Here is a 15,641-nt window from a genome sequence, read left to right as displayed (position 1 = left end):
GGGGGGGGTTGGGGGGTTCTTTTTTTTGTGGGCTCCCGGTTTTTTGTGTTTTTTGTAGTTGTAGTCCGGCCCGGGTGGGGGGGGGGGGGGGGGCTGGGGGGGGGGGGGGGGCCCCCCCCCCCCCGACCACCGTCCCGCACCGGCCCACCCACCCCTGAACCCACCCACCCCCGGAGGGTTTCGGGAAGGGGCGGGGTGGGGAAGAGCCCGCCGCAGGCGCCCCCCCCACCCGCACCGGCCCCCCTCACAACGCCCCCAGATCCACCACCCGCCCCATCGCCCGATACCCCGCATCCCCGGGATGCAGCCCATCCCCCGAGTCGTACGGCCCCCAAAGGGCCAGCGGCGCATAGGGATCCCGAAGCGCGCGATCCATGTCGACGACCCCGTCATAAACCCCGCCACCCCGAATCGCGGAATTGACCGCGCCCCGAACCCCCTGCACCACCGCCGTGCAGGCATGCAGCCCGCCGCACGGCGCAAGCGTGGTGCCCAGCACGGTCACGCCCCGCGCGTGCCCCAGCCGCACCAGCTCCCGCATCCCGGCGAGCAACGCCGTCGCGTCCCGCCGCCCACCCCAGAGCAGATCGTTGATCCCGAGCTCCACGACGACCGTCCGCACCCCCGCCCGCCCGAGCGCATCGCGGTGGAAGCGTTCGAGCCCGCTCGGCCCGGCGAACAGCCCGGTGCGCCCGAGCAGCGCGTTCCCGCCTATCCCGGCGTTGAGTACGGCCCGCGGCCCGGCCCCGCCCCGGGCGAGCACCGCGCGCTGGCCGCTCAGCCGCCCGGCCAGGACATCGGTCCAGCGGCGATTGGCACCCGGAGTGGAACCGGCCCCTTCGGTTATCGAGTCCCCGAGCACGACGACACTGCCGGACGCCGCGCCGGGCCCCTGCACATCGACCGCGGTGACGTACTGCCAGGCCCCGGTCGACTGAGCGAACGCCCCGGGGTCGGCCGACCGGTCGGTCTCGCCCGGGACGACGTAGGAGGTCTGCTGCGCGCCGGGATGCCAGGTGACGGGCCCGGCCGCGTACACGGACACGTACAGATCGGACGCGGCGGGCACCTCGAACGCCACGGGGTCGCTGACGATCTGCCCGCCGGCCGGCACGGAGGCCCGCGCGAGCCCGCGGAAGGTCAGCGTCCGCATGGTCCGGCCGGGGGCGGCCGCGGTGGCGAGGGTGGCGTGGCGGAGGTCGAGCGGGGCGTTGCCGAACAGATTGGAGAGGGTGACGCGGGCCCGCTTCCCGCCGAGTGAGGTGTGCACGACATTGCGTACGGTCCGGGCCGAACCGCCCCCCGGCTCGACGCTGACGGGGGCGGAGTACCAGGTCCCGGCCCAGCCGCCGTCCTCGCCACCGGCCCCTGCTTCCCGAACGGGTCCGGCCACGACGGGGAGGGCGACGGCGAGCAGCACCACCGCCGCGAGCAGCGCCAGGCGCGCGGCGTGCGACCGGAGCGTCCGCAAGGTCTGCATGGACATGATCTGAATGTACGGAGCGACGGCCCCCAGGGCCATGCGAACGGGTGGCCCCGGGGGCGGACGGGAACTGAACGGGCACGTCATGAGTACTTCATGTAGGGCAACCGCTGGGGGGCATGAGACGCGGTGCGTGCAGAGGGTGCGGTGCGTGCAGGGCGTGCAGCCAAGACGGAGGGGCAGGCAGGACAATTGCGTACGGGATCGATCGAGGCCGTAAGAGACTGATCGAGACCGTACGGGGACTGATCGGGGCCGTACAGGACCGATCGGCGTCGTACGAGGCTGATCGGGGTCGTAGGCACGCGCGGACAGGTGGAACGAATGGACCGTACGAGAACGGGGTCCGAGGCGGAGGACGAGGTGGCGGCGGATACGGCCGCGCGCCCGCTCCGCTCGTCCCCCTTCGCCTACACGGCGGCGGACGAGGAGAAGCGCCGGGGCGTGCGCCGCATGAAGGCGACCGCCACCGGCCTGCTGCTCTTCGTCGCGGTCGTCTTCGCGCTGTCCACGTGGGCGGACCGCTCGGGCGCGGGGGCCTGGGCCGGATATGTGGCGGCGGCCGCCGAGGCGGGCATGGTGGGCGCGCTGGCCGACTGGTTCGCGGTGACGGCCCTGTTCCGCCGCCCGCTGGGTCTGCCGATTCCGCACACGGCGATCATCCAGAACAAGAAGGACCAGTTCGGCGCCACGCTCGGCTCCTTCGTGGGAGAGAACTTCCTGTCGACGGCGGTGGTCCGTACCCGGCTCCAGGCCCTCGGCATCGGCCGTCGCCTCGGCACCTGGCTCGCCGAGCCCGATCACGCCGACCGGGTGACATCGGAGCTGGCCACGGCCCTGCGCGGCGCCCTGACGGTGCTCAGGGACTCCGACGTACAGGCGGTGGTGGGCGAGGCCATCACGCGCCGGGCGGACGCGGCGGAGATCGCGCCCGGAGTCGGCAAGGCGCTGGAGAAGATCGTCGCCGACGGCAGCCACCGCAAGGCGGTCGACCTGATCTGCGTACGGGCCCACGACTGGCTGGTGCTGCACGGGGACTCGGTGATGGACGCGGTGCAGGGCGGCGCCCCGGGCTGGACCCCGCGCTTCGTGGACCGCAAGGTGGGCGAGCGCGTCTACAAGGAGCTGCTGCGCTTCGTGACCGAGATGCGCGACATGCCGGCCCACCCGGCGCGCGGCGCCCTGGACCGCTTCCTGGCCGACTTCGCGGCCGACCTCCAGTCGGACACCGAGACCCGGACCAGGGTGGAACGCTTCAAGTCGGAGATACTGGCCCGCCCCGAGGTCCAGGACATCATCGCCTCGGCGTGGGCCTCCGTACGGAGCCTGATCATCGCGGCGGCGGAGGACGAGCGGAGCGAACTGCGCCTGCGCGCAAGGGCGTCACTGCTGTCCCTCGGCAACCGCCTCTCCACCGACCCGCGCCTCCAGTCCAAGCTGGACGGCTGGCTGGAGGACGCGGCGGCGTACGTGGTGTCGACGTACCGCGCCGAGATCACGTCCCTGATCACCGACACGGTGGCGTCGTGGGACGCGAACGACACATCGCGGAAGATCGAGGCGAACATCGGCCGCGACCTGCAGTTCATCCGGATCAACGGAACGGTGGTGGGTGCGCTGGCGGGGCTGGTGATCTATACGGTGTCGCACGCGCTGGGCGGGTAGCGGCGCCCCGGGGCTGGACTCCCGCCGGGCGCACGGCCGACATTCCCTGTCCCTGCCGTACGGCCATGCGCCCGACCACTGTGGGGAGTTGCCCCTATGTACGGAGGCGGTCTGCCCTCTGCTCAACGAACCGGGAAATTTCTCGGCCCGCTGCTGACTTCTGCTTACTGCGCCTTGCGGGTGACGGCCCAGGAGGCGACGGCGACGGCTCCGGCCACCCCGAACACGGAGGGCCAGGCGCCGACCTTCTTGGCCAGCGGATGCGACCCGGCGAAGGCGGCGACGTAGGCGGCGGTGAGCCCCACGGCCGCCTTGGTCCCGGCCGCCTGCTGCCACTGCCGCGCCGCAACCGCCCCGGCCGCGGCCAGCGCAACCCCACCGAGCGGCCGCCTCTTGGTCCACCGGGCCACCCCATACCCCCCGACGAGCCCGCCGACCGCGATTGCAGTTGCGGGAACCTTTGCCATGGTTTGCCTCCTGGAGTGCGGTTTCCTTGAGGCTAACGCGCGGGGGTGGGGCGGATTGCGGGGGGTCTGAGCGGTTCGCCCGCCCGGCTCAGCGGGCCAGGCGGGCCGCCCTCGGTCCGGGGCCTCCCGGATCAGCCGAGTCGCCCGGCTCGCAGGGCGGCGATGAACGTTCCCCAGGCGCCCCCGCGGAACCTCAGCTGCGGCCCCTCGGACTGCTTTGAGTCCCGCACCGCCGAACCCGTGCCGAAGTCGAACGAAGCCTCGACACACTCGCCGCCCGATCCGTTGCTGTAGCTGCTCTTGAACCATCCGTCGGCGGTGGACGGGCAGGGCACGGTGCTCATCGGAAGTGCTCCTTCATTGCGTTCCTCATCAAGCGGGTCGAACATGACGGGCTCAACGCGAGGGCCCGCAGGTTGTCGAAGGCCTTGGTGTACTGCCCTACATCATGGGGCGTATCCAGGTAGGTGGCGTCGGTCATGCCGTCTCGATATACGAGGTCGGGATCCTCCCGCTCAGGGAACCCGAGGATGGTGAAAGCCCCAGTCGCCGGATACGTTCCGGCGCTGAACGGCAGCACCTGTAGCGTCACATTCACCAACGCGCCGATGGCCAGCATGCGTTCGACCTGGTCATGCATCAGCTTGCTGTCGCCGACCACATGACGCAGCACGGTCTCGTGGACGATGAACCAGGCATCTGGTGCACCGTCGTGCGTGAGCAGTGCCTGGCGCTCCATGCGTACCGCCACGGCACGATCGAGGTCCTCCGGCGTCATCTGGTTGGTGGCGCGATGCAGTTCCGCTGCGTACTCCGCTGTTTGCATCAGGCCCGGGACGAACTCGCACTGGTATTGCCGCAGGTTCGAGGCCGCCTGCTCGAAGCCGACGTAGCCGGCGAACCAGGGCGGAACCCCGGTGCCGTGCGCCTGCCACCATCCACGCACCTTCGAGTCCTTGGCCAGCGCCATGAGGAGCTCGCGTAGCTCCTCGCTCGTGGCGTAGTGCCGACACAGGGCGTCGACGTCCGAAGGCTGTACGCGTCCGCTGCCGGTCTCCAAGCGATTCACCTTGGAGCCACTCCAGTGCAGCGCCTCGCCGATCTGGCTGCAGGTCTGGCCGCTCTCCTCGCGAAGCTTCTTGAGTTCGATCGCCAACCGACGGCGACGGGCGGTGGGCGATCCGGCCATCTCAACTCCCTGAGTCTTAGAGGAAGTTCCATCTCATCGGAAGTCCCGCGAATCGCCAATCACTCAATGGGGCGAATCCCGCCGTGCACATTGCATGGCGGGATGGGCGATGCGATCGTCTCACTCGGAGTTACGGATGGCGACCGTAGGTCATGGGTCATCCGTTGGGGCGCCGATCTCGCGGCGCCGTCGAGTCGGGAGGTAGGTGGGCGTGATCTTCTACGACAGCGAACGCATGCGGCGGAAGCCGTGGGATCTCCCCTTCAGCGCGGAACCCCGTGAAGTCGCCGGGCTGCGAAGGGTGTTGCGCCTTCACCTGTCCCTGTGGGGGCTGCCCGAGGTGATCGAAGCGGCCCAGATGTGTGTCACGGAGTTGGTCACCAACGTCATCAATCACGTCGGTGCGGGCACGCCCACGACCTTGGCGGTCTCCATGAACGACACCCGCCTGCGCATCGAGGTCCGCGATCCGGACACGCGGGCACTTCCCACGCTCCTCGCCGCCCAGGAAGCGAGCGAGGACGGCCGGGGAATGGCCATTGTCGATGCCCTCTCGCTCTCCTGGGGCGTGATCCTGCGCGCGGACTCCAAGGTCGTGTGGTGCGAGCTGGCCACGGACCTGGTGACCGCGGGTGGGCACACGGGCGGACCCGGTGTCGCGCGCGCAGAGCAGTACCTCTCGCGGTACGGCGCGGAGCGTCAGCTGGGCTCAACTGGGCGGGGTCGGTTGGGCGTTGTGGCGATGGAGGAGGCGGCCATCGGTCTGATCGCTGATCTTCTGTATTGGTTGCACGCTCACGGTTGCGAATCAGGCAAGGTGCTGGAGCGAGTGCAATCGCATCTTGACCGTCAAGCCGAGCGCTGAGGAGTAGAAGCTCTGGCATTGCTCCACGCCGGTGGAGCAACTGGGTTCCTATGGGTTCCTGGAGCGCCTCAGCACGCGGTGACTGCCGTCGAGTTGAAGCTGTCGCGTAGTGGCGAGCTCGATCAAAATCGGACACCTTGAGCCCTGCGGTGAGCTAGATTCAATGGATGGGGATCCGGGACTTGCTCAGCGATGTAGCTACTACCTATGACCGGACCAAGGGGTCACAGCGGGACGTGATTGGGCAGCAGGTGCTGCGGGCGGTGGGCAGGCGTACCGATCTGCTACTCCCGCCAGGGTTCAGGGCAGAAGGCCATGGCGGGCAGACGACCCCAGCGGCTACCCCCTGGATCGGGCTGTTCGACTCGGCGGGTAACGCTGACCCGAAGCAGGGGCTGTACCTGGCGTACATCTTCAGCGCTGACTTGAAGAATGTGACGCTGACCTTGCAGCAGGGCATCACGTCGCTCGAAAAGCGCCTTGGCAAAGGGAAAGCTCGTGAAGAGCACCTGCGTCGACATGCCTCGCGTCTACGGCGCGCGGTGGCGGCGCAGCGGCGGCAGGGGTGGACTGACGAGCCTTCGCTCCGAGACGAAGGCACCCGGCCGAGGGCCTATGAGGCGGCCAGCGTTATCGCGCGGAGTTATCCGACTGACGGGCTGCCTAAGGAGGTTGACCTGCAAGAGGACCTGATGCATGGTGTGGACCTCCTTCGTCGGGCGGAGCTAGCTGACCAGGCGTGGTGGCTGGCGGACAATGGTCAGGCCCTCGAAGTTGGTTACGATCCGGCCGGTCATGGGGATGGCGTGGATCCGCTCGCTGGGTTCCGACCGAAGGACAGCTCCGACTACATCGCGAATATCAAGGCTAAGCAGCAGGTAAAACGCCGTAGTCACGAGAAGCTCATCAAAGACTTCGGGCTCCATGTTGCGACACGTGGGTATGCGGCCACCACCGATGGTCAGCACCCCAAAGATCTCGTGTTGCGTAGTCCCAGCATGGAGTCTGGGACTACGGACGAGTGGCTGGTGGAGGCGAAGGTTGTACGGAACGGTAACCCCACAGAGGCCGTTCGACAAGCGGTCGGGCAACTCTACGAGTACAGCTATTTCCTGTATCAAAAGAAACGAGCCCCTCATCTCGTAGGGCTGTTCTCTGAAGATATAGGTGCGTACTCAACCTACCTTGAACATCAGGGCATTGCCTCTGTTTGGCAGACTGATAGCGGATGGGGAGGATCATCTCTGGCCAGTCGGTGGGGAATGACCGCGTAGCTCGATGGGGGCCTGTGGTGGGGATGTCGACGCGAGCCACCTAGGGGCTGCGGGTCAGTGCACCCCATGGCAGTCCCCATAAGCCACCCCCGACCCGCACCAGCAGTCCGACCCCCGCCCCGGTGGCCAGGCCACTGCTCGACCCCGGGCCGCCAACGTCGTCGCGTACTGCGGGAGCAGGTCGGCGTTGGCCGGGGATGAGGACTCCGAGGCCGCGAAGGCTTCGTACGACGGGACCGTGCCCGTCACGATGCCCAGGTTCGCCGTGCCCGTGGCCGCCAGTTCGCGGAGTGATGCTTCGATGTCGAGCAAGTGGGCTGCGTGGGTGGGGTATTCGGATTGGAGCTCGGGGTACGCCGTGAGGAGTTCGTCCAGTTCCGGTTCCGGCCAGTGCAGGACCGCTACCGGGAACGGGCGGGACAGGGCGGCTCGGTAGCTGCCCAACTCGGCTCTCAGGCGGGCCAGTTCGGCCTGGAGTTCGGCGGGGTCCTCCGAGCCGAGGGACCACAGGCGCTTCGGGTCGTGGAGTTCGTCCAGGGAGATCGGCGCCGTGTGCAGCTCGTCGGCCAGGGTGTCCCAGGCGTCGTGGGGGAGGGCGAGCAGGCGGCGTACCCGGTGGCGCGTGGTCAGGAGGGACTGCGTGCTGTACGGGATCGCCGTCGCGTCGACGCCCACCTCGGCAACTCCCAGCAGGGTAAGGGCAGTTGTGAGCGAGGAGTGGGCCAGGTCGAGTTCGTCGTGGGACTCCAGGGTCTCCGCGACGATCTCCCAGGCCGCCGGATCCAGCGGTGCCGCCAGGCGGATGCCGTCGATGATGGCGCGGGCCTCCGGCTCGTGGCCGTACTCCCACAGGTTCGCCGCCTTGAACGCCTTCACCAGGTGGGGGTGGTCCACCGTCGAGGCCAGCAGGCGGTCGTAGAGCGTGGTGGCCCGGGGGCGGTCGCCGGCGAGCTCCAGATGGGCCGCGGCCTGCAGGAGCAGCGGCTCGTGGTCCTCCGGGTACTGCGCCGCGGTGCGCAGCAGGCGCTCGGCTTCGGCGGTGTGATCGGCAGGCGTGTCGGGGCGCATGAGGGACACCGTACTGCTGTACGGGGGCCTGGCGGAGGGCGCTTTAGGCCCTGGTGGGTCGAGTCCGCTCCGTTGCGGGCCTGGTGAGTTGCGGCCGTGGCCCCTACTCTGCCGCCCGTGCGCAGAGCGATACCGGTGGTGGTGCAGGGCGGGCGCGGGCGGCGGGCTTGGGCGGCGCGGGGGTTGTGGGCCGGGGCCGAGCTCGCCGTGACGTTCGGGCTGCTCGTGCTGCTGCTCGTCGTGCACCAGCTGTGGTGGACCAACCGGGAGGCGCGGGCGGAGGCCGGGCGCACCGTTCACTCCCTGGAGGAGGAGTGGCGGTCTGCTGCTCCCGCGCCTTCGGTGACGCCGTCCGATGAGCAGGCCGGGGACACCCCCACGGTGAGTGCCCCGCGGGCCTCCGGTGGCAAGGCGGCTCCGGCCGCGAAGGCCGCCGCCCCGCGCTGGGACCAGGCGTACGCCGTGATCCGGATTCCGCGGATCGGGGTCACCGCGCCCGTCGCCGAGGGCATCAGCAAGGCCGGAGTCCTCGACAAGGGGTACGTCGGGCACTACGCGCAGAGCGCGCAGCCGGGCCAGGCCGGGAACTTCGCGCTCGCCGGGCATCGAAACACCCACGGCGAACCGTTCCGGTACATCAACGAGTTGAGGGCCGGGGACGAGGTGGTCGTCGAGACGCGGGACAGCGTCTATACGTACGTTGTTGACTCCACCCTGCCGCAGACCTCCTCGCGCGACAGCGGGACCATAGCGGCCGTGCCCCGTAGCGATGTCAAGCCCTCGTACGGGTACAGCACGGCCGGGCACTACATCACGCTCACCACCTGCACGCCCGAGTTCACCTCCACCTATCGGCTGGTCGTGTGGGGAAAGTTGACGGAGAGCCGGCCGCGCTAGCGTTCGGGGATGCGTCATCGTCGATTTCATGTGCTCTGGCTCGGGGTGCCCTACCTCCTCTTCCTCGGGGCGCTGCCCCTGGTGAACCGGGTGCGGCCCGTTGTGTTCGGGCTGCCGTTCCTCTTCCTGTGGCTGCTGATCGCGACGCTGATCACTCCGCTCGCCATCTGGTTCACCTGGCGCGGGGACAAGCGGGGCCGTGGATCGCGGAATGAAGGACGGGGGGAGGCGCGATGAGTGACGCGGCTGTCGCCACCACCATTTTCGGTGTCTTCATGGTGGGCACCGTCGCGCTCGGGCTCTTCGCCGTACGCGGCCGAGGGGGCGGAGGCGGCGGGCTCGCCGAGTGGTCCGTCGGCGGGCGGAGCCTGGGGACCGTGTTCATCTGGGTGCTGATGGCGGGCGAGAGCTACACCAGCTTCAGCTATCTGGGCGCCGCGGGATGGGGATACAACTACGGCGCCCCGGTGCTGTATGTGGTCGCCTACATGTCGTGCGGCTACGCGGTGGGCTATGTCGTCGGCCCCATGCTGTGGGACTACGCACGACGGCACGGTCTTGTGGGGATCACCGACATGGTGGCCCACCGCTATGGGCGGCCGTGGGTCGGGGCGCTCGTCGCGCTGCTCGCGACCGTCTTCCTGCTGCCGTACATCCAGTTGCAGATCACCGGCATGGGCGTGGTCGTCTCGACCATCTCGTACGGTGCCGTCTCGCTCAACTGGGCCTATTTCATTGCCTTCGCGGTCACCACCGGCTTCGTGGTCGTCAGCGGGCTGCGCGGCAGCGCCTGGGTGTCCGTGCTCAAGGACGTGCTCGTCATCGCCACCCTGGCCTTCCTCGCGATCTACGTGCCGCTGCACTACTTCGGCGGGTACGGCGACTTCCTCGACCGGGTGGTCCACGAGAAGAGCGACTGGCTCACGTTGCCGGGGCACGGCGGGGCCTTCGGGGAAGCGTGGTTCGCCACCACCTCGGTCCTCAACTCCCTCACCGTCGTGATCTTCCCGACCACCGTCGCCGGGTACCTCGGCGCCCGCAGCGCGGACGCCCTGCGGCGCAACGCCATGCTGCTGCCCGCTTACAACGTGCTGCTCTTCGTGCCGATGCTGCTCGGGACGGCGGCGCTGTTCGTCGTCCCCGGGCTGGTCGGCGCCGACTCCAACCTCGCGCTCTTCAAGCTGGTGGTGGACTCGCTGCCCGCCTGGGCGGTCGGGGTCATCGGTGTGGCGGCCGCCCTCTCCTCCATCGTGCCGATGGCCGTGTTCATGCTGGTCATCGGCACGATGTGGGGCCGCAGCGTGCTCTCGCTCGTGCCCCGGCTGCGGGAGCGGCAGAAGGCGGCGTCGCAGGTCGTGGTGGTCGTCGCGGGCGCGCTCGCGCTGCTCATGACGTACACCGTGCCCAACACCCTCGTACGCCTCTCGCTCATCTCCTACGAAGGGATGGCACAGCTGCTGCCGATGCTGCTACTCGGGCTTGTGTGGCGGAAGTTGACCCTGGTGGGCGGACTCGCGGGGCTGGCGGTGGGGGTCGCCATGGTGTGCGGCTTCGTGTTCACCGACCACGACCCCGTGTGGGGGGTCAACGCCGGGATCGTCGCCCTCGGCGTCAACCTCCTTGTGGCACTGGCGTTTTCATACGTCGGGCCGAAGGGGGAGCCGGTGGCCGACGACGTACTGGCCCGCGATCCCATCCACGAGGAGCGCGTACGGGCGTGAGCTCGCCCCATGTGCCAACCGCCCGTACACCAGCGCCCCAGGTGTCAGTGGCGGGTCCGCAGGGCCGTCGTCAGGCCCGCCGCCACCACCGCGAGGGCCGCCGAGACCACCATCACCGTGTCCGGTCCGGCGGGGGCCACCGCGATCGTCAGGGCGACGCCCGCGGATGAACCGATGTAGCGGGCCGTGTTGTTGGCGCCCGAACCCATGGCCGCCCGCTCGGCCGGGACCGATTCGACGGCGAGGCGGGGGAGGGCGGCGTTGAGCAGGCCGCTGCCGATGCCCGCCACCAGCAGGCCGGGGACCAGGCGCGCCAGCGGGCCGGAGGCGAGGGCGCCCAGCATGGCGAGGACCTCGGCCGCGTGCAGGGTGAAGCCGATGGCGAGCTGGTGGCGGGCGGCCACCCGGCCCGCCAGGCGCCTGGCCTGGAGCGCCACCACGAACGCGGTGCCCGACCACAGGACGAACAGCCAGGCCGCGTTCATCGGCGAGGTGCCGAGCAACTGGCTGAGCAGCGCGGGCAGATAGCTGAAGAAGCCGATGACGGCGAGGCCGGTGAACAGGGCGCCCGCCGAGGAGGCGAGGAACTCCGCACGGCGGAACAGCGCTAGCTCGATCATGGGGGCGGCGGCCCGGCGCTCCACGTGCACGAACGCGGTCGTCAGGACGGCCGCGGCCAGCAGCAGGGCGAGTACCGGGAGGCGCAGCCAGCCGTCGCGGCCCAGGGTCAGCGCGCCGATCAGGGCGGTGAACGCGAGGCTCAGCGTGAGAGCCGCCGGCACGTCCGGGCGGCCGCCGCGCGGGGACCGGGACTCGGCCAGGGCACGCAGCGCGAACCCCGCGGTGATCAGCGTGGGCACGGCCAGAACTCCGTACACCAGACGCCAGTTGAGGGTGGCCAGGCTGCCGGCGAGCAGCGGGCCGACGGCGATGCCGCCGCTGACGAAGGCGCCCCACACTCCGGTGGCCCGGATGCGGGCGGCGCCCACGGGGAAGGCGGCGACCAGGAGGCCGAGGCTGCTCGCGAGGATGGCGGCGGACGCCATGCCCTGGGCGACCCGGGCGAGCGTGAAGGTCAAGGTGGTGGGGGCCATGGCGCCCAGTGCCATGGTGATGCCGAGGGCGAGGGTGCCGGCCAGGAAGACCCGGCGGCGGCCGTGGTCGTCGGCGAGGCTGCCCGCGATCAGGAGCAGTGCGGCGAGGCCGAGCGGGGCGCCGTTGAGGAGCCAGGCCTGGGCGGAGAGCGCGGTGTGGAAGGACGCGGTCATGCCGGGCAGTGTCAGCATCGGCGCGGTGTAGTTCATCAGCGCCAGGGCGGTCGCGGCGCTGGTGACGGCGAGCGTGGCGCCGGGCCGGACGCCCGCCCCGGGTGTCTTCGGGAGCTGTGCGGTGGTGCGTACTGCCTGCGTCATGGCTTCCCTCATGGGAGATGGGGGGGATGGGATCGGCTGGGTACGGCGATTCCGGGGTGCGGCGGCGTACGGCGGCGTACGGGTTCAATGAATGAACCTTCCATGGGAGTGACCCTAGCACTGAAGGTTCGTTCAGTGAACCTTGGTCGGTAGACTGGTGCGCATGGCTCTTGGCAAGGACTACGACTACGCGGCGCAGGAGTGCTCCATCGCCCGCGCGCTGGAGATCGTCGGCGAACGCTGGACGCTGCTCGTGGTGCGCGACGCCCTCTACGGGGTGCGGCGCTACAACGACTTCCTGGTCCACCTCAAGATCCCGCGGGCCGTGCTCGCCGCGCGGCTCCAGTCGCTCACCGAGGTCGGGGTCCTGGAGAAGCGGCGCTACCAGGAGTCGCCGCCGCGCGACGAGTACGTACTGACGGAACTGGGGCGGGCGCTCTGGCCGGCGCTGCGGGCGCTCGGCCTGTGGGGGCGTGCCTTCAACCCGGACGGGCGGCCGATGCGGACCTTCCACCACGTCGAGTGCGGGACCGAGCTCGGGGCGTACGGGGAGTGCGGGGTCTGCGGGCGGGCGGTCGGGCCGGAGGACGTCGAGATGCGGCCCGGACCCGGACTCGGGCCCGCCGGGGACCCGGTCAGCCGGGCCCTGCGGGCCCCGAGGCGGCTGCTGGCGCCCCTCGAAGCCCAGCCGCTGGAAACCGGAGACGTATGACTGTCGTGTATAACGGCTGGAGGTAATCCGGCGCATCCGGCGGCGAGCAAGGAACGATGCAGGGCGCGATGCGGGGAATGAGCATGGGGAGGGAAGCATGAGCGGCGTACTCGCGCGTTGTGCTCGGCTCACCCGGCCGCTGCTCGGTCTGTTCCTGTTCCTGCTCGCCCAGGGCGTCCTCGTCGAGGGCGGCTCGCTCTCCGCCGCCGTCGCGCTCGCCGCGACCGCCGCCGCGGGCTCCGCGCTCGCCGTGTGCGCGACGCTCGCATCGCGTGCGGTGCCCAAGGTGCCGCGCACCCGGGTGCGTACCGCGATCCGGGACCGGGAACGGCGGACCGCCTTCCTCCCGCAGCGCGACCCCGACGCCTCCGGGCGGCCGCGGCCCCGAGCGCCCGGCCGTCTCATCCCGACGGCCGCGTAGGGGCACCCTCGTACCTCCGCTCCTCGCGGCTCGTCACGCCGACACTTCGGTCATTCCCGACGAGACGCCCCGGAGGGCCTCCGCATGTTCACGTCCCTTTTCACGGCTTTCGCGAGCCTCGCCGAGCACCTCGCCGCCGTCCTCGAACCGGTCTTCCACGGTGCTTCGACGGCTGCCGCGATCGTGCTCTTCACTGCTTTCGTACGTCTCGCTGTGCACCCACTGTCGCGCCAGGCGGCGCGGGGTCAGAAGGCGCAGGCCAAGTTGCGGCCGCAGTTGGCCGCGCTGCGCGAGAAGCACGGCAAGGACAGCAAGGCGCTCCAGAAGGCGGTCATGGAGCTGCACGCCGCCGAGAAGGTGTCGCCGCTGTCGGGCTGTCTGCCGAGCCTGCTCCAGATGCCGGCGTTCTTCCTGCTCTACCACCTGTTCTCCAGCCCGCAGATCGGCGGCAGGGCGAACGGGCTGCTCGACCACACCCTCTTCGCCGCCCCGCTCGGCGGGAACTGGGCGCAGGCGCTCGCGGACGGCGGGGTGTTCGGGGCGCGGGGGATCGTGTACCTCGTGCTGTTCGCGGTCGTCGCGGCCGTGGCCACCTTCAACTACCGGCGGATGAAGCGGCAGATGGCGGCCACGCCGGTCGTGGCGCCCGCCGGGCAGGAGGCGGTGCCCGGCATGGCGGCCATGAGCAAGTTCATGCCGCTGCTGTCCTTCGCCACGCTGTTCACCGTCGGTGCGGTGCCGCTCGCCGCCGCGCTGTACGTGGTGACCAGCACCACCTGGACCGCCGTCGAGCGGGCCTTCCTCTACAAGGACATGCTGCCCGCGCCCGCCGCGCTGGCGGCCGCCGCATAGCAGCTCCACCCCTGGTTACGGTCCAGTTTGTGAACGGGGTCTTGCGGAGTGGACGTACACCTTGGAGGATCGGACGATCCTCCGATGGCCGCTACCCATCGGCCGGGCCCCGCTCGACCAAGGGAGACTGACCATGAAGCTGCTGCGCGTAGGCAACGCCGGTGAAGAGCGTCCGGCGCTGCTCGATGCCGACGGGACCCTGCGGGACCTGTCCGGTCTGGTGACGGACATCGACGGTGAGCTGCTCGCCGACGAGTTCGCGCTGGACCGCATCAGGGCTGCGGCCGACACCGGGGTGCTGCCCGCGCTCGCCGACGCCGGAGCGCGCGTCGGGCCGCCGGTGGCGCGAATCGGCAAGGTCGTGTGCATCGGGCTGAACTACCACGACCACGCCGAGGAGACCGGCGCGGCGATCCCCGCCGAGCCGGTCGTCTTCTTCAAGGCGGCGGACACGGTGGTCGGGCCGCACGACACGGTGCTCATTCCGCGCAAGTCGGTCAAGACGGACTGGGAGGTCGAGCTCGCCATCGTCATCGGCCGCACCGCCCGGTACGTGGCGGACGACGAGGACCCGCTGGCGTACGTCGCCGGGTACGCGGTCTCGCACGACGTGTCCGAGCGGGAGTTCCAGATCGAGCGCGGCGGCACGTGGGACAAGGGCAAGAACTGCGAGACGTTCAACCCGCTCGGGCCGTGGCTGGTCACCCGGGACGAGGTGCCCGACCCGCAGGCGCTGTCGCTCAAGCTCTGGGTCAACGGGGAGCTGAAGCAGGACGGGTCGACCTCGCAGCAGATCTTCCCCGTCGCGGAGGTCGTCCGCTACGTCAGCCAGTTCATGACGCTGTACCCGGGGGACGTCATCAACACCGGTACGCCTGCGGGGGTGGCCATGGGGCAGCCCGAGCCGAAGCCGTATCTGCGGGCGGGGGATGTCGTGGAGCTTGAGGTGTCCGGGCTGGGGCGGCAGCGGCAGGCGCTGAAGTCCGCGTAGCGGTGCGAGGCGGGGGGCTTGGGCCTGCGGCCCTCGCCCTTTCCCACCCTCCCCCGAGCTCTTGAGGAGCAGGGGGACCCCCCACCCCGTTCGGCCCGTTTGAGGAGGCTCGCCCGCGTCGGCGGCTCAGCCTTCGCCGTGGTCCATGAGCCGGGCCAGCGCCTGCGTGACCAGCGCGTGGTCCTCGGCCTGGGGCAGCCCGGAGACCGTGACCGTCCCCACGACCCCGACGCCCTCGACCGTCACCGGGTACGAACCCCCGTGTGCGGCAAAGGTGTTGGGGTCGAGCCGGGACGACTCCTCGAAGGTCGTGCCCTTGGCGCGGAACCGGGCGCCGACGAGGAACGAGGGTGCCGCGTAGCGTTCGGCGACGCGGCGCTTGCGGTCGATCCAGGCGTCGTTGTCGGCGCTGGAACCGGGCAGCGCGCAGCGGAACACCTGCCGGGCGCCGTGCCGTACGTCGATGACGACCGGAGCTTCGCGCTCCACGGCCAGCGAGCGCAACAGCATCCCGAGTTCCCAGGCGTCCTCGTACGTGAACTGCCGTAGGGTCAGGCGCTGTTGCTCGGCTTCCAGAGCGGCCACGCTGCTCACCGCCGGGCCCCCTTCCGCCGTCTCCGGGCG

The 15,641-nt window shown here is 70.2% G+C and carries 17 protein-coding genes; 10 read left to right on the top strand and 7 right to left on the bottom strand.

Annotated elements, in window-relative coordinates:
* Nucleotides 1-244: 244 nt before the first annotated feature.
* Nucleotides 245-1,486 carry a GDSL-type esterase/lipase family protein gene (locus tag ACIQ8J_RS05390; RefSeq protein WP_403265121.1) on the bottom strand — a complete coding sequence of 414 codons (1,242 nt, stop codon included), beginning with the start codon at nucleotides 1,484-1,486 and terminating at the stop codon, nucleotides 245-247.
* A gap of 321 nt (nucleotides 1,487-1,807) precedes the next feature.
* Here ACIQ8J_RS05390 and ACIQ8J_RS05385 point away from each other — a divergent pair, with 321 nt between their 5' ends.
* Nucleotides 1,808-3,148, top strand: coding sequence for a DUF445 domain-containing protein (locus ACIQ8J_RS05385; protein WP_403265118.1), 1,341 nt, complete (start codon nucleotides 1,808-1,810; stop codon nucleotides 3,146-3,148).
* Nucleotides 3,149-3,312: 164 nt separating this feature from the next.
* Here the strand turns inward: ACIQ8J_RS05385 and ACIQ8J_RS05380 are convergent, their stop codons facing one another.
* The 3 genes from ACIQ8J_RS05380 to ACIQ8J_RS05370 form a co-directional block, all read right to left on the bottom strand.
* Nucleotides 3,313-3,615, bottom strand: a complete 303-nt coding sequence (locus ACIQ8J_RS05380) for a hypothetical protein (protein WP_403265115.1) — start codon at nucleotides 3,613-3,615, stop codon at nucleotides 3,313-3,315.
* A 131-nt stretch (nucleotides 3,616-3,746) separates the two neighbouring features.
* Nucleotides 3,747-3,959, bottom strand: coding sequence for a DUF397 domain-containing protein (locus ACIQ8J_RS05375; RefSeq protein ID WP_403265112.1), 213 nt, complete (start codon nucleotides 3,957-3,959; stop codon nucleotides 3,747-3,749).
* Nucleotides 3,956-4,804, bottom strand: a complete 849-nt coding sequence (locus tag ACIQ8J_RS05370; protein ID WP_403265109.1) for a helix-turn-helix domain-containing protein — start codon at nucleotides 4,802-4,804, stop codon at nucleotides 3,956-3,958. The genes ACIQ8J_RS05375 and ACIQ8J_RS05370 overlap by 4 nt, the downstream gene beginning before the upstream one ends.
* Before the next feature lie 211 nt (nucleotides 4,805-5,015).
* Between ACIQ8J_RS05370 and ACIQ8J_RS05365 the strand changes: the two genes are divergently transcribed.
* Complete coding sequence (locus ACIQ8J_RS05365) at nucleotides 5,016-5,669, top strand: ATP-binding protein (protein WP_403265107.1); 654 nt, start codon at nucleotides 5,016-5,018, stop codon at nucleotides 5,667-5,669.
* A gap of 167 nt (nucleotides 5,670-5,836) precedes the next feature.
* Nucleotides 5,837-6,943 (top strand): MrcB family domain-containing protein, encoded by a 1,107-nt coding sequence (locus ACIQ8J_RS05360; RefSeq protein ID WP_403265105.1) that lies wholly within the window; start codon nucleotides 5,837-5,839, stop codon nucleotides 6,941-6,943.
* 54 nt (nucleotides 6,944-6,997) lie between these two features.
* Here the strand turns inward: ACIQ8J_RS05360 and ACIQ8J_RS05355 are convergent, their stop codons facing one another.
* Complete coding sequence (locus ACIQ8J_RS05355) at nucleotides 6,998-8,011, bottom strand: SEC-C domain-containing protein (RefSeq protein WP_403265103.1); 1,014 nt, start codon at nucleotides 8,009-8,011, stop codon at nucleotides 6,998-7,000.
* A 117-nt stretch (nucleotides 8,012-8,128) separates the two neighbouring features.
* On the opposite strand from ACIQ8J_RS05355, the gene ACIQ8J_RS05350 reads away from it, so the two are divergent.
* The 3 genes from ACIQ8J_RS05350 to ACIQ8J_RS05340 are packed head-to-tail and all read left to right on the top strand — an operon-like array spanning nucleotide 8,129 to nucleotide 10,629.
* Complete coding sequence (locus ACIQ8J_RS05350; protein WP_403265100.1) at nucleotides 8,129-8,908, top strand: class E sortase; 780 nt, start codon at nucleotides 8,129-8,131, stop codon at nucleotides 8,906-8,908.
* Nucleotides 8,909-8,917: 9 nt separating this feature from the next.
* A complete protein-coding gene (locus ACIQ8J_RS05345) occupies nucleotides 8,918-9,145 on the top strand; it encodes a DUF3311 domain-containing protein (protein WP_403265097.1) in 228 nt (75 codons plus the stop codon).
* Nucleotides 9,142-10,629 carry a sodium:solute symporter gene (locus ACIQ8J_RS05340; RefSeq protein WP_403265095.1) on the top strand — a complete coding sequence of 496 codons (1,488 nt, stop codon included), beginning with the start codon at nucleotides 9,142-9,144 and terminating at the stop codon, nucleotides 10,627-10,629. The genes ACIQ8J_RS05345 and ACIQ8J_RS05340 overlap by 4 nt, the downstream gene beginning before the upstream one ends.
* Before the next feature lie 44 nt (nucleotides 10,630-10,673).
* On the opposite strand, the gene ACIQ8J_RS05335 is transcribed toward ACIQ8J_RS05340, so the two are convergent.
* Nucleotides 10,674-12,041, bottom strand: coding sequence for an MFS transporter (locus tag ACIQ8J_RS05335; RefSeq protein ID WP_403265093.1), 1,368 nt, complete (start codon nucleotides 12,039-12,041; stop codon nucleotides 10,674-10,676).
* Nucleotides 12,042-12,204: 163 nt separating this feature from the next.
* Between ACIQ8J_RS05335 and ACIQ8J_RS05330 the strand changes: the two genes are divergently transcribed.
* The 4 genes from ACIQ8J_RS05330 (at nucleotide 12,205) to ACIQ8J_RS05315 (ending at nucleotide 15,017) form a co-directional block, all read left to right on the top strand.
* The gene (locus ACIQ8J_RS05330; RefSeq protein ID WP_403265090.1) at nucleotides 12,205-12,753 is read left to right on the top strand and encodes a winged helix-turn-helix transcriptional regulator; all 549 of its coding nucleotides are present in this window, start codon (nucleotides 12,205-12,207) and stop codon (nucleotides 12,751-12,753) included.
* A 97-nt stretch (nucleotides 12,754-12,850) separates the two neighbouring features.
* On the top strand, nucleotides 12,851-13,174 hold the full coding sequence (locus ACIQ8J_RS05325) for a DUF6412 domain-containing protein (protein ID WP_403265087.1): 324 nt from the start codon (nucleotides 12,851-12,853) through the stop codon (nucleotides 13,172-13,174).
* Between the two features lie 84 nt (nucleotides 13,175-13,258).
* Nucleotides 13,259-14,026, top strand: a complete 768-nt coding sequence (locus ACIQ8J_RS05320) for a YidC/Oxa1 family membrane protein insertase (RefSeq protein WP_403265084.1) — start codon at nucleotides 13,259-13,261, stop codon at nucleotides 14,024-14,026.
* 133 nt (nucleotides 14,027-14,159) lie between these two features.
* A complete protein-coding gene (locus tag ACIQ8J_RS05315) occupies nucleotides 14,160-15,017 on the top strand; it encodes a fumarylacetoacetate hydrolase family protein (RefSeq protein WP_403265081.1) in 858 nt (285 codons plus the stop codon).
* 126 nt (nucleotides 15,018-15,143) lie between these two features.
* Here ACIQ8J_RS05315 and ACIQ8J_RS05310 read toward each other — a convergent pair whose 3' ends face one another.
* A complete protein-coding gene (locus ACIQ8J_RS05310) occupies nucleotides 15,144-15,611 on the bottom strand; it encodes a heme-degrading domain-containing protein (RefSeq protein WP_403265078.1) in 468 nt (155 codons plus the stop codon).
* Nucleotides 15,612-15,641 lie beyond the last annotated feature (30 nt).

The organism is Streptomyces sp. NPDC094147 (assembly GCF_044764265.1).
Classification (GTDB): Bacteria; Actinomycetota; Actinomycetes; order Streptomycetales; family Streptomycetaceae; genus Streptomyces.
The sequence above is the reverse complement of the archived record's forward strand: the minus strand, read 5'-3'. Positions and strand labels throughout refer to the sequence as shown.